General features: G+C 40.3%; 8 protein-coding genes. 4 read left to right on the top strand and 4 right to left on the bottom strand.

Annotated features, from left to right (window positions below; all coding sequences use genetic code 11):
• Window positions 1–5: 5 nt before the first annotated feature.
• Window positions 6–2,276, bottom strand: a complete 2,271-nt coding sequence (locus J1G40_RS00385; RefSeq protein ID WP_265240288.1) for a gliding motility-associated C-terminal domain-containing protein — start codon at window positions 2,274–2,276, stop codon at window positions 6–8.
• A gap of 269 nt (window positions 2,277–2,545) precedes the next feature.
• Here J1G40_RS00385 and J1G40_RS00380 point away from each other — a divergent pair, with 269 nt between their 5' ends.
• On the top strand, window positions 2,546–4,231 hold the full coding sequence (locus J1G40_RS00380) for a glutamine--tRNA ligase/YqeY domain fusion protein (RefSeq protein WP_265240287.1): 1,686 nt from the start codon (window positions 2,546–2,548) through the stop codon (window positions 4,229–4,231).
• Window positions 4,232–4,301: 70 nt separating this feature from the next.
• Here J1G40_RS00380 and J1G40_RS00375 read toward each other — a convergent pair whose 3' ends face one another.
• From J1G40_RS00375 to J1G40_RS00365, 3 genes are all read right to left on the bottom strand, one after another.
• On the bottom strand, window positions 4,302–5,234 hold the full coding sequence (locus tag J1G40_RS00375; RefSeq protein WP_265240286.1) for an SPFH domain-containing protein: 933 nt from the start codon (window positions 5,232–5,234) through the stop codon (window positions 4,302–4,304).
• A gap of 128 nt (window positions 5,235–5,362) precedes the next feature.
• Complete coding sequence (gene gltX / locus J1G40_RS00370) at window positions 5,363–6,892, bottom strand: glutamate--tRNA ligase (RefSeq protein ID WP_265240285.1); 1,530 nt, start codon at window positions 6,890–6,892, stop codon at window positions 5,363–5,365.
• Between the two features lie 36 nt (window positions 6,893–6,928).
• On the bottom strand, window positions 6,929–7,975 hold the full coding sequence (locus J1G40_RS00365) for an alkane 1-monooxygenase (RefSeq protein WP_265240284.1): 1,047 nt from the start codon (window positions 7,973–7,975) through the stop codon (window positions 6,929–6,931).
• Between the two features lie 136 nt (window positions 7,976–8,111).
• On the opposite strand from J1G40_RS00365, the gene J1G40_RS00360 reads away from it, so the two are divergent.
• From J1G40_RS00360 to mnmG, 3 genes are read left to right on the top strand one after another with little or no spacing between them, the layout of a single operon-like run.
• On the top strand, window positions 8,112–11,531 hold the full coding sequence (locus J1G40_RS00360; protein ID WP_265240283.1) for a DUF4175 family protein: 3,420 nt from the start codon (window positions 8,112–8,114) through the stop codon (window positions 11,529–11,531).
• On the top strand, window positions 11,524–11,943 hold the full coding sequence (gene ybeY, locus J1G40_RS00355) for an rRNA maturation RNase YbeY (RefSeq protein ID WP_265240282.1): 420 nt from the start codon (window positions 11,524–11,526) through the stop codon (window positions 11,941–11,943). Before J1G40_RS00360 ends, ybeY begins: the two co-directional genes overlap by 8 nt.
• 7 nt (window positions 11,944–11,950) lie before the next feature.
• Window positions 11,951–13,819, top strand: a complete 1,869-nt coding sequence (gene mnmG / locus J1G40_RS00350; protein ID WP_265240281.1) for a tRNA uridine-5-carboxymethylaminomethyl(34) synthesis enzyme MnmG — start codon at window positions 11,951–11,953, stop codon at window positions 13,817–13,819.
• Window positions 13,820–13,925: the final 106 nt, after the last annotated feature.

Here is a 13,925-nt window from a genome sequence, read left to right as displayed (position 1 = left end):
CTGACTTAGCGAATAATAGTTATTGTCCCTTGCTTCAACACTTCCGCTGCGTTTCTGATCTTATAGAAAAAGACCATATTTTGGTTTGGAAAGGCCGTTGAAGACTGAGGCCAGTTATTTTGGTAGTTAAATACATTATAAACCTCTTCTCCTTTTTCATTGTATATGATAACATTTACTTCAGGATCATTGGAATAGGAGTTGGGAATGATCCATTGATCATTTATTCCATCTCCGTTTATGGTAATTACATTAGGCACTTTAAAAGTGTCCAGATATTCTACTGTTATAGGTCTTGAAACCGTACAATTGCCTATTGTAGCTATAAGCATGTAGTCTCCTTCATTGGTAAAAGTCATAGAGGAGCTGGCGCTCATTTCTACATTATTGTCATCTAACCATCTATAAGACTCTGCTCCGCTCGCGGTTACAGTTCTGGAGGTCCCTTCCGGGAACACTACATTGTCTGATGGATCCAGGGAAATTCGGTTGGGGTCCAGAGGCGCAATCACAATTTCATTTGAATTGAGCGGGCACCCATTCCTGTCTAAGACCAATTGGTATGTTCCAGGGTCTGATACATCTATACTTACTGTACTTAAGTTAAGGTTAACTCCATCACGGAACCAATCGTAGCTCTCACCGCTAAGATCGGTAGTGGTGCTTATCGTTATGATTTCAGAGGGTCCGCAACTCACCAGGCTGGTACTGTTTAGCGTAAGAGTTTCATTAACCAAAAGCTGAACGGATAAGGAATTGGAACCTGAATTATAAGTGCTTATACTGCCATCTATAGTGTAGTTGCCATTTTCCGAAATATCAGCAAGGCTTATGTTGTTCGAAGTGGCCCCTGCAACGTTTGCTCCGTCTTTTTGCCATTGATAGGTCATGGCAGTTAGTAAAGCAGAGGTTACGTCAGTTCTGGCTCCTCCGGAATCTAAGGCGTTAATGGTGGTAACGCCCAAAGTTACATTGGTGCTGGAACAGGCTGTATAGGCAGAAGTATAATCTATTATTAACTCCAGAGAATCTGGGATAACCACGGTGGTTACCTGAGAGTCTATTGAAGTAGAGGAACAAGATCCTCCACTTAAAGAAACACGGGCAAAATAATCACCTGTTTCTGTTTCGTCTACTGTTATGCTGCTGCTGGTTTCCCCTGCAACCGGAGCGCCATCTCTATACCATTGAAAAGTAGGAGAGGAAGCATCAGTGGTAACGCTTAACACTCCTGATTGTCCTGGCAATACTACTACATTGGCAGGGTTGTCTCTGGTAACAGTGAAATTACCCGCATTTGTTATAGTAACTGCCGCGGAACGTTCCAAACAGGCTCCTGGTCCTTCAATCTCTACCTGATAGTCTCCTTCAAATCCAGGAACTGAAGCGTCTACAACATAAGTATCGTCATCTACGGTAGGAGGCGTAATTGCAGCACCATCCTTAAACCATGTATAAGTTAGTCCCTGGCCAGTAATATTTGCTTCTAATGACGCGGTTTCACCTGTACATAATGAAGTTTTGGCAGGAGGGTTTATTGCAATTCCAAGACTAACACCTACAGTTACCTCAATAGGCTGGGATAATGTTCCTCCTCCGGCACTTGAACAATCGCCATAATCTATTTCCACCTGATAAATACCAGCAGTATTTACAGTGATTGAGGCCCCTTTTTCACCAGGAATCGGGCTTGAACTTTTATACCAATTGTACTGGTATGTCCCGGCATTAGGAACATTATGTGGCGCTAGGGTAATAGAACTCCCATCACAAACTTCAATAGTACCTCCGGGAGGAATGTTTCCATCGCCATTTGGACTTATTAAAATTGCATCATCAAAATCTCTATAGTACATGGCGTAGGCAGCCGACTCGTCTCCTATTATAGCCGGACTGGTACTTCTTACCCTCATTTTATAGCCTTGGCCTCGGGTGTCTGTAGGAATAGAGAATTGAAAGAAGAAATTAAAATTGACATTTTCTGCATCTTCTCTGGCTAATTCTACGGCGCTGCTGAAGTCGCCTGTAGCATCAGATAATTCCAGAATAAATTCGTTATCCCCGTTTACCAGGGGTGGATTCCATGTAAATTCTACCCAGTAGTCGTTGAATGTGGCAGAAGCACAGGCTTTGTCCCAGGCAGAACTTCCTACCGGTGGGTTTTGGTTGGGCGCAGGAATAGGCGCTTCCAAGGTCTGTGCATTGTTAATAAATGCACTGAACATTAGCAGTGTCAGTAAAAGCGGGCGGATGGGTACTGGTAGTTTTGTTTTCATAAGTAGGAAATTTGAGTTACTACAGTTGTAATTTGAGTTTTTGGGCCCCGTTAATGCTATGATTCTGGTTAGTTTTGATAGTATTTGGCTGCTATCTTTCTAAAGACCACAGCATTCAATAACAAATATGATATTTAATTCTCGCGCGGGGAATTTAATGTTGTGGCAGTAAATAAATCTGTTGTGAAACAGTGGTATTTGTATGGATAGGTATTTTGAAGTCCCTAATACCGCCATTTTTCCTACCTTTGCGCTTCAAAATTTATTTCATGAGTGATGCGCCTAAATCGCTTAATTTTATTGAGCATATTGTAGAGGAAGATCTGGCAAAGGGTTTTCCAAAGGAGTCCTTGCGATTTCGCTTTCCACCGGAGCCTAACGGCTACTTGCATATAGGGCACGCCAGCTCTATCTGCCTTAATTTTGGTTTGGGAGAACGTTATGGTGCCCCGGTAAATCTGCGTTTTGACGATACAAATCCTACAAAAGAGGAGCAAGAGTATGTGGAGGCCATTAAACGAGACGTTGAATGGCTGGGATATACATGGGATGAAGAGCGTTATGCATCGGATTATTTTCAACAACTTTATGATTGGGCTGTAGAGTTCATAAAAGCCGGCAAAGCCTATGTAGACAGCCAATCTTCGGAAGAAATGGCAATACAAAAGGGAACTCCAACTGAAGCTGGAGTAGATAGTCCCTTTCGTAATCGTAGTGCAGAAGAGAATTTAGCACTATTTGAGGGCATGAAAAATGGTGAATTCCCTGAGGGATCCCATGTGTTAAGGGCTAAAATAGATATGTCATCTTCCAATATGCTTATGCGAGACCCTATTATGTATCGCATATTGCATAAAGCGCATCACCGAACAAATACCGATTGGTGTATTTATCCTATGTACGACTGGACACATGGGGAAAGTGATTATATAGAGCAGGTAACACATTCTTTGTGTACCCTGGAATTTGCTTCTCACAGGGAGCTTTATGACTGGTTTTTAGATCAGGTAAGAGATCCTGATAAGTTGCGCCCCAAGCAAAGAGAGTTTGCCAGAAGAAACCTGAGCCATACTGTTGTGAGCAAAAGAAAATTGCTCCAGTTGGTAGAGAAAGGGGTTGTAAATGGCTGGGATGATCCAAGAATGCCCACTATTTCTGGTCTGAGACGCAGGGGGTATACGCCTGAATCTATTCGGAGTTTTGCCGATACTATTGGTATTGCAAAAAGAGATAATGTTGTAGATGTTTCCTTATTAGAGTTTCATATACGAGAACATCTTAATAAAATAGCGCCTCGGGTTATGGGGGTATTAAACCCTGTTAAATTAACCATTACCAATTATCCGGAAGGAGAAACGGAGTGGTTAGTGGCAGAGAACAATCCCGAAGATGCTTCAGCTGGGGAAAGAAAACTTCCATTTGGACGCGAACTCTTTATAGAACAGGAGGATTTCAGGGAAGAGGCCAACAGAAAATTTTTTAGACTCAAGCTAGGGGGTGAGGTCAGACTTAAGAATGCCTATATCATTAAGGCTGAGAGTTGTATAAAAGATACCGACGGGAATATAATAGAAATAAAATGCACTTATGATCCAAAAAGTCGCAGCGGTAGTGGCAGTGAAGAAAGCCTTCGAAAGGTAAAAGGAACTCTTCACTGGGTTGCAGCAGAACATGCGGTTAGCGCTGAAGTAAGGCTTTATGATCGTTTATTTACTCATGAAACTCCGGATAGCCATAAGGACAAAAACTTTATGGAGTTTATAAATCCGGATTCTTTAAAGGTAATTACTGCTTATGTTGAACCTGGCCTGAAGGATGCGCAACCAGAAGAGCGCTATCAATTTCAAAGACTTGGTTATTTTACTGTAGATCCTGATAGTACCGAAGATCATCTTGTATTTAACAGGACGGTTACATTAAGAGACACCTGGGCTAAATTGCAACAAAGGAAATAGTAAGTAACAAGTATAAAAATACCCCGCTAGATTGGATCTAACGGGGTATTTTATTGAGGGTTTTTACGCTCTACATCTCATCTTTTTTAGGCTTGTTGGTTTTTTTCATAGACTCCCCTATCATATTGCTCGCAGTAAATGAAGCCACCATATTGTTTAACATATCACTGCCAGCTTGCGGGGAATTTGGCAACAAGATGAGATTGGTGTTGGTTTCTTCCCCAATAGACTGTAGAGTGTCATAGTGTTGAGTAACAACAATCAGTGCTGATGCCTCCTGAGAATTGATGCCAACTTTGTTTAACACTTCTACAGATTCTTCCAGACCTCTGGCAATCTCTCTTCGCTGATCTGCGATACCTTGTCCCTGTAACCTTTTACTTTCGGCCTCTGCCTTTGCTTTTTCCACTATTAGGATGCGCGCTGCATCCCCTTCAAACTGGGCAGCTATTTTTTCGCGTTCCGAGGCATTAATCCTGTTCATGGCGGCTTTTACCTGAGCATCCGGGTCGATGTCTGTTACCAGGGTTTTGATTATATCATAACCATAATCTAACATAGCATCTTGCAGTTCGGACTTTACTGCAATGGCGATATCGTCTTTCTTAACGAAGACATCATCTAACTTCATCTTGGGAACTTCTGCCCTGACCACATCAAAAACATAGGAGGTTATCTGGTCATGCGGATATTCCAGTTTGTAAAAAGCATCATACACTTTGGTTTTAATCACCACATATTGAACAGAAACCTTTAGTTTAACAAAAACGTCGTCCAGGGTCTTGGTTTCCACAATAACATCAAGCTGTTGTATTTTTAACCCCAGCCGGGCGGTAATCCTGTCTACCAGGGGAATTTTCATTTGTAATCCCGATTGGCGAATACTGTGGAATTTGCCAAAACGTTCAACGATTGCAGCTGTTTGTTGCTTTACAATAAAGAAGGATGAAAACAATATAATCAGACCAAAAAATACAATTGGTATAAGAAAGAAGTTGCCCATGATTTAAGATTTTAAGTGAGTAAATGAATATAGTAAGACTTCAGCATATTAGTAGGGTTTTTAGACGATTTGTTACACTAAAGATGAAGGGAGCGGTTCTTGAATCACTTTGGAGATGAAACAAAAACCTAAATATTTGAGTCTGTAATAGTTGTAATGGCCCGTTTAATTCTTTCTATGCTTGCATTTTTACCAATAAGTGCCATAATCTGGAACAAATCCGGGCCTTTCATTGCCCCGACGATCACCAGCCTGAGTGGAGGCATTACTTTTCCAAAGGACAGACCTTCATTTCCGATCCAGTCCTTAACGCCATGTGATATAATTTCGGCCTCAAAATCATCCATGTTGTCTAGGATTGAAGCAACTTGGTTAAGAATATCGGCGGTATCTTCTTTCCATTGCTTCTTTGTTGCTTTTTCATCGTAGGCCGTTGGAGCGATAAAGAAAAAATCAGAAAGCTCCCAGAAATCAGCTTCAAATGTGGCTCTTTCCTTGATTAACTGAACAATTTTTTTAACGTCATTAAACTCAGCATCTATTTCGGTATTACTTGTTGCGGCAATAGTCTTTAGCTTACTTAGAAAGCGCTTTGTGAGTTCGTCTTCATCCTGTTGTTGCAAATAATGATGATTATACCATTTGGTTTTATCTGGATCAAATCTCGCTCCACCCTTGTGCACACGTTCCAGGCTAAATACAGCGGATAGTTCCTGTAGGCTAAAAAGTTCTTGTTCTGTTCCCGGGTTCCATCCCAGTAAGGCCAGAAAATTGATCACTGCCTCAGGATAATAACCTGCTTCTTTATACCCAACAGAAGCTCCCCAGGACAACGGGAAAACCGGAAAGCCCAATTTTTCACCATCTCTTTTGCTCAGTTTACCTTTCCCTGTCGGCTTCATAATTAAGGGCAAATGGGCAAATTCAGGGGCTTGCCAACCAAATGCATCGTAAAGAAGTTGATGTAGAGCCAGAGAAGGCAACCATTCCTCCCCGCGGATAATATGTGAAATTTGCATTAAATGATCATCTATGATGTTGGCCAGGTGATACGTAGGCATCCCATCGCTTTTGAATAAAACTTTGTCGTCAAGAATATTTGTGTCTATTGTAATTTCACCCCTTATGGTGTCTTGAAGTTTTATAGTCTCATCTTTAGGAGACAAAAACCGAATCACATAATCCGCATTACTATTTAGTCTTGTTTGCGTTTCTTCTTTGGAAAGTGATAGGGAATTGGTCAATTTAAGACGGTTATGCCAATTGTAAATAAATGTTTTACCCTTTTCTTCGTGATCTTTTCTATGGAAATTTAGCTCCTCTTGTGTGTCAAAGGCATAGTACGCCTTTCCTTTTGATATAAGCTCATCTGCGTATTGACGATAGAGATGTTTACGCTCACTCTGCCGGTAAGGCCCAAAGCCTTTGTCTTTCCCAGGACCTTCATCAAAGGTAATGCCGCACCAATTCAGGGAATTAATTATATACTCTTCTGCACCTTCAACATATCGGTTTTGATCAGTATCCTCAATTCTTAAAATGAAATCGCCACCATGCTTTTTTGCATACAGGTAATTAAAAAGTGCTGTTCTAACTCCACCAATATGCAGAGGGCCAGTTGGGCTGGGTGCAAATCGGACACGACATTTTTTGGACATAAATAGAAATTAAAGGTGCAAAGATATGAAAAGGACCTAGGCAGTTGGCTTCATTTCAGCCGGAATTCGTGGATTCATTATTTTAAACCATAAGGGAGGCACCAAAGAAAGCACCATAGATGTCGGATAACCGAAAGGCATCTGAGGAGAAGTATCATGGCAATCCAGGGTCTGATATTTTTTTGTGGATTTATAATGATGATCACTATGCTGCGTGAGTTCATATAGCACAATCCTGCCAATTACATGATTGCTGTTCCAGGAGTGTATTTCCTGAACCCGTTCATAGCGTCCGGAGGCCAATTTGTTTCGGATTAGTCCGTAATGCTCTATATAATTAACGGTTTCTAAAAGCAGGAAGCCCACCACGCCAGCGGAAAGCGCGAAATAAACCGCTGTTGATCCAAAGAAATAAAATAGTGTAAAGACATATGTTAGTTGTAATAGGGTAAACCATAACATATCGTTCTTGTAAGATAAAAACCCTCTGTTTTCGGAGCGCAATAGCTTAGTTTGCAATTTCCAGGCGCTTATATATTGGCGAAAAACAGAAGTTATCCAAAAGGAATATACCGATTGGTTATATTTGGCGGTGGCCGGGTCTTCCTTCGTTGCGGCATGCAGGTGGTGTCCAAAATTATGTTCAATATAAAAATGCATGTAAAAGGAGGGCAGTAAAAGAAACTTACCAAGTAGCCTTTCAGCAAATGACGATCTGTGCCCCAATTCATGTGCTACATTTATACCATTAGTTCCGAGAACTACACCCAATGAGAAAATAAGCCCTCCTAGTTCGAAATTAGAATAATTGTATGAGCTTATGTCCCAAAGTGAGTAAATAAGCAGAGCATAGACTAAGGGCACATTTAGATAAAGCATATAGTCAAAAAGCTTGTTATTCTTCTTTTTAGCCGCGAGATTCTGGTTAAGATTAGAATTGTCAAGAGGCATTATGAGCTCTAGTATTGGAATAATAACAAACGCATAAAAAGGAGTAAAGAAAGTCATGCTTCCTTTAAAATAGAGTCCTATAATCGCTGATATAGGAATGGTAATTGCTGCCAAATACTTTAAATCTCTCATTGCGTACTTTTTAACAAATATTTGAGGACCATTTTCCCAGTAACTGGTATCTTGGTATTAAATATAGGAGATTCTGAATAGTTTTGACGACATATTAAACAAACTTGCGCGTTTTTCAGCTAAGTATTATACAAAAATGCTGGTCAAAGGCGGACTTCTTTTTTTGGCACTAGGGGTGATTTTCTTTTTTGTCGTTCTGGGGGTTGAGTATTTTTTATGGCTGAATTCTACGGGGAGGTTACTCTTATTGTTGTTCTTTATTGGAGTAGAAGCATATTTATTGTTTAGGTACATCCTTATTCCGTTATTCTACTTGTTTAAACTAAAGAAAGGCATAAGCAATAAGCAGGCCTCCGTTTTAATTGGCAGACATTTTCCAGAGGTAGGAGATAAGCTTTTTAATTTATTGGATCTTGCAGAGTCTAAGGAGCAATCAGAATTACTTGTGGCTAGTATAGAACAGCGTTCAATTAAGTTGCATCCAATCCCTTTCGTTAAAGCTATCGATTTTAAGGAAAACCTTAAATACGCCAGGTATATGGTAATACCCTTGTTGCTATTTGGGGTCATTTGGATATCGGGAAATATAAATTCGTTTTTTAGCTCGTACAAGCGGGTACTTAATTACGATACCGCTTATGAACCGCCTGCGCCTTTTGAGTTTAGATTAATTTCGGGGGATTTAAATGTTCTTGAAAGTGCCGAGTATGTTATACAGGTGGCCACAGAGGGAAAAGTAAGACCAGAAAATGTGTATTTGATGCTAAATGATAAAAAGTATCTATTACAGCAAAAGAATGGAGTATTTCAGCATCAGATTACACCGCCCTTGCAGTCTTCCAGTTTTTATTTTGAAGCCAATGGGGTAACCTCAAGAAATTATGAACTGAATGCTTTAAGGACTCCCGGCATACAGAATTTTAGGCTTGAGTTAAACTATCCTGATTATACAAATAAGCCCACAGAGGCACTTAATAGCACTGGGAATGCAACGTTTCCGGAAGGCACGCAAGTAAGCTGGAAAATCAATGGAAGACATACAGATAGGATTGAGCTTGTTTCTTCTGATTCAACACAGCTTTTTTTGAAGGATGAAGATACTTTTAGTTTATCAAGAAGCATTTATTCTGACTTCGCTTATCAATTGGCTACATCAAATGAGAATGTTGCGAACTATGAAAAGCTAGAGTATAGATTTAATGTAATAAAAGACGCTTATCCTACAATTAAGGCAAGACAGGTTTTGGATTCGCTAAATCCTAATGTGGCTTATTATTCCGGGGAGGCCTCCGATGATTATAAGCTGAAAAGCATTCGCCTGGTGTGTTACCCTGAGAGCAACAGAGAGAATGTTCAAGTCTTAGAATTAGGAAGTCCAAATAAAAATTTTGAACAGTTTTACTATACTTTTCCATCAGGCTTAGAACTGCAGGAAGGGGAGCAATATAGCTTTTATTTTGAAGTACAGGATAATGACGCTTTACGTAAAGGCAAAACAACTAAGAGTCAGGTTTTTAGCTTAGCGGTGCTGGATGATAACCAGTTAAAAAACAAGCAGTTAGAGAATCAACAGTCTATAATTAACCAACTCGATAGATCCCTTGATAGTTTCAAGGAACAGAAGGAAACCCTAAAAGAAATTAATAGGGAACAAAAGGAAAAAAGCAGTCTTAATTTTAACGATCAAAGACAAATAAAGGATTTTCTGCAAAAGCAACAGCAGCAGGAAGAGATGATGCAAAAGTTTAGCAAAGACCTGAAAGAGAACCTACAAAAGGAGGAAAGAGATGATGAGTTAAATAAACTGCTTCAGGAACGGCTTGAGCGTCAGGAAATCCAGGCAAGGAAGAATGAGAAATTGCTCGAGGAGCTTAATAAAGTGGCGGATAAAATAGATAAAGAAGAGCTTTCAAGAAAGTTAGAAGAGTTAGGAAAGAATCAGCAGAATACGGAGAGGAGTCTTGAGCAATTGGTAGAATTAACCAAGAGGTATTACGTTACGGAAAAAGCGGCACAGCTGTCCCGTGATTTGGAAAAGGAAGCAAAAAAACAGGAAATTTTATCAGAATTAAAACTGGGTGAAGAATTTTCTAATGAAGAACAGCAAAAACTTAATGAGAATTTCGAAGAAATTTCGGAAGAATTAAGGCAATTGCAAAAGGATAATCAGGACCTTAAGAAGCCGTTAAGACTTAAGATTGATAAAGAGAAAGAAGAAGGGGTAAAGACAGATCAGAATCAGGCGTTGGAGGAAATAAACAAGCACCAGGGAGCTGAAGAGTCTTCTGAATCCGGGGAACGTCAGAAAATGGGTAAGAGGGCAAAACAAAAGCAAAAATCTGCAGCCCAGAAAATGCAGGAAATGAGTGATGACCTGAAGGATTCCAGTTCATCTTCGGGTGGAGGGTCATCAATAGCTGAAGATGCTGAAATGTTACGACAAATATTGGATAACCTTATTACTTTTTCATTTAAGCAGGAAAAACTGTATGAAAGCCTTGAGGGGATAGATTTAGATGTATCTCATTTTTCATCAAGTGTACGTCAGCAACAGGAGTTGAGAGATTTATTTGAACATGTTGATGATAGTTTATTTGCATTGTCTTTAAGAAGGGCAGAATTGTCTGAATTTGTTAACGAGCAAATAACAGACGTGTACTATAACATAGATAAGTCTCTGGGCAGTATGGCAGAGAATCAATTATACCAAGGAGTATCTTATCAGCAATATGTCTTAACCGCCTCTAATAACCTGGCAGATTTTTTAGCAAATCTTCTGGATAATATGCAGCAAAGCATGTCTCAAGGCAATGGCTCAGGTAGCAGTAGCCAGGGATTTCAGTTGCCGGATATTATTAAGGCGCAGGGGGAATTAAAGGATAAAATGGGTGAGATAGGTGAATCTGGCAAGGAAGGTAAAGATGGCGGATCTGGCGAAGAGGGCAAAGATGGTAAAAAGGGGGAAGGCGAAAATGGTGAAGGCGGTGAAAAGGGTGATGGTAAGGACGGGGGAGAGCAAGGAAAATCTGGTAAGAGCGGAGAAAATGGAAAGGAAGGGAAAGGCAAACAAAGTGGCGAAGGGAAAGAAGGAAGTGGGGGCAATAGTGGTACTTCTGGGCAGACAGGGCCTTCTGAAGAAGAATTGAAGGAGCTTTACGAGATTTATAAGGAACAACAATTATTGAGACAGCAGTTAGAGCAGCAGTTAACGGACATGATTAATACGAAAGACAGACAATTGGGTCAGAAGTTAATACAGCAGATGCAGGATTTCGAAAATGATCTTTTAGAAAATGGTATAACGCAGCGGACGATGAATAAAATGAATAGCATACAGCATCAGCTGTTAAAATTAGAAAATGCCAGCTTAAAACAAGGTCAGAAAGAGGAAAGGGAAAGCGTAACCGATAAAAGTGCTTTTCAGAATCCAATTACCAATAAACCTGTCATCCTTAGGGATTTTAGAGACGAAAATGAGATCTTAAATAGACAAACCTTACCTTTGCACCAAATTTTTCAAGAGAAGGTAAGGAACTATTTTAGAAACAATGATTGAGTTTAACTACGAGGCAGATTTCTTTCTGGAAAATAAATCAGACTACACCTATTGGCTAACTAGGGTTTTAGAAAGTGAGGGCAAGTTAACAGGTGATATTAGTTATATTTTCTGTACGGATATTTACCTGCATGCATTAAATCAGAAGTTCCTTAATCACGATAGTTTTACAGATATTTTGACCTTTGATTATAGTGAGGGCAATACTATAAGTGGTGATGTTTTTATTTCAATTGAAAGGGTTATGGATAATGCTAATTCGTTAAAGGAGCCATTTGAAAGGGAGTTAAACAGAGTAATGGTTCATGGACTTTTACATATGATGGGGTACGGAGATAAGACGGAAGAAGAAAAGTCTAGGATGCGCAAATTAGAAGAGGATAAAATGTTAATGTTCCACGTGGAACAATAGGAGAGTTATGTTTGAGACGAAGTATGATGTTATTGTGGTAGGCGGTGGGCACGCTGGTGCGGAAGCGGCAGCTGCAGCTGCCAATATGGGGTCTAAAACTTTATTGGTAACAATGAATTTGCAAACCATTGGACAAATGTCTTGCAATCCGGCAATGGGAGGTATTGCAAAGGGGCAGATCGTAAGGGAGATTGATGCCTTGGGAGGCTATAGTGGTATTATCACCGATAAATCTGCGATTCAGTTTAAGATGCTTAATAAATCAAAAGGACCGGCAATGTGGAGTCCTAGAGCACAGAACGACAGGATGCGTTTTGCTGAGGAATGGAGATGGGCATTAGAGGCAACGCCAAATGTGGATTTTTATCAGGAGATGGTGAGAGGTTTATTGGAACGGAACGGAAAAATTGTCGGAGTAAGAACTTCATTAGGGCTCGATATTAAGGCAGATGCCGTAGTCCTGACTAATGGCACTTTCCTTAATGGTTTAATACATATTGGAGAAAAACAATTCGGAGGAGGTAGGGCTGGTGAGAAGGCGGCTACAGGAATTACCGAGCAATTAACTGCACTTGGTTTTGATAGTGGACGAATGAAAACGGGCACTCCGCCCAGAGTTGATGGTCGTTCTTTAAATTATGAGGTGATGATACCGCAGCCGGGCGACACTATTCCAGAGAAGTTTTCATATCTGGATACCCCGGTTTTAGAGCAACAGCGAGACTGTCATATGACGCATACAAGTGATTTGGTGCACGATATGCTTCGTGAAGGTTTTGACAGGTCTCCTATGTTTAATGGTAGAATTAAAAGCATTGGACCAAGGTATTGTCCTTCAATTGAGGATAAGATCAATAGATTTGCCGATAAGAGCAGTCATCAGATTTTTGTTGAACCTGAAGGATGGCATACTGTTGAGGTGTATGTCAATGGTTTTTCCACCTCACTTCCTGAAGATATCCAGTTTAAGGCATTGAGATCAGTTAAGGGGTTTGAGAAAGTGAAGTTTTTCAGGCCAGGTTACGCTATTGAATACGATTATTTTCCTCCTACACAGCTAAAGCATACTTTAGAAACTAAGCTGGTAGATAATTTGTACTTCGCAGGTCAGATCAATGGAACTACCGGTTATGAGGAAGCTGCTTCACAGGGGTTAATGGCAGGCATAAATGCCCACTTAAAGATCAATGAAAAGGACCCTTTTGTTTTAAAGAGAGATGAGGCATATATAGGGGTTTTAATAGATGATTTAATAACAAAAGGCACAGAAGAGCCATATCGAATGTTTACTTCAAGAGCTGAATACAGGACGCTTTTACGGCAGGATAATGCTGACTTCAGACTCACACCTAAAAGCCATAAGATTGGATTAGCCGGGGAGCAGCGCTTGCGCAGAATGGAGGTCAAGGAAAAAAAGGCCAGTGCATTTATAGACTTTTTCCGGAACACAAGTTTTGCGCCCCAGGAGATAAACCCGATACTCGAAAGCGTTGATTCTTCACCTGTAAAGCAGTCTGATAAGATGTTTAAAGTTTTTTCCAGACCCAGGGTGACCATGGAGCACATGCTTCAATTAGAAAAAGTCTCCGATTTTGTAGACGCCAATGAGTTGGATAGGGAAGTGATGGAACAAGCGGAAATCCAGGTTAAGTATTCTGGATATATCCAAAAAGAAAAGAACAATGCAGATAAGTTGCAACGATTAGAGCATGTAAAAATTCCCGAAGATTTTGATTATGCTGTATTAAAATCTTTGTCGTATGAAGCGCGGGAAAAACTAGAAAGTATCCGTCCAGTAACCATATCACAAGCTTCCAGAATTAGCGGGGTTTCTCCCAGCGACATCAGTGTGTTGTTGGTTTATATGGGGCGTTAACCTTAAGTGTTCCACGTGGAACAATCGAAGGGAAGTTGCAGACATCAGACACCTGTTTTCACTCGATTATATAATACCGTATTCTTTTGGCTCATTTTTTGATGCT

Source organism: Muriicola sp. Z0-33 (assembly GCF_026126425.1).
GTDB lineage: Bacteria > Bacteroidota > Bacteroidia > Flavobacteriales > Flavobacteriaceae > JAFMPW01.
The sequence above is the reverse complement of the archived record's forward strand: the minus strand, read 5'-3'. Positions and strand labels throughout refer to the sequence as shown.

Coding starts and splice junctions, on each gene's coding strand:
- J1G40_RS00360 (WP_265240283.1), top strand. CDS start 8,112: ATGCTGGTCAAAGGCGGACTTCTTTTTTTGGCACTAGGGGTGATTTTC.
- J1G40_RS00375 (WP_265240286.1), bottom strand. CDS start 5,234: ATGGGCAACTTCTTTCTTATACCAATTGTATTTTTTGGTCTGATTATA.
- J1G40_RS00380 (WP_265240287.1), top strand. CDS start 2,546: ATGAGTGATGCGCCTAAATCGCTTAATTTTATTGAGCATATTGTAGAG.
- J1G40_RS00365 (WP_265240284.1), bottom strand. CDS start 7,975: ATGAGAGATTTAAAGTATTTGGCAGCAATTACCATTCCTATATCAGCG.
- ybeY (WP_265240282.1), top strand. CDS start 11,524: ATGATTGAGTTTAACTACGAGGCAGATTTCTTTCTGGAAAATAAATCA.
- J1G40_RS00385 (WP_265240288.1), bottom strand. CDS start 2,276: ATGAAAACAAAACTACCAGTACCCATCCGCCCGCTTTTACTGACACTG.
- mnmG (WP_265240281.1), top strand. CDS start 11,951: ATGTTTGAGACGAAGTATGATGTTATTGTGGTAGGCGGTGGGCACGCT.
- gltX (WP_265240285.1), bottom strand. CDS start 6,892: ATGTCCAAAAAATGTCGTGTCCGATTTGCACCCAGCCCAACTGGCCCT.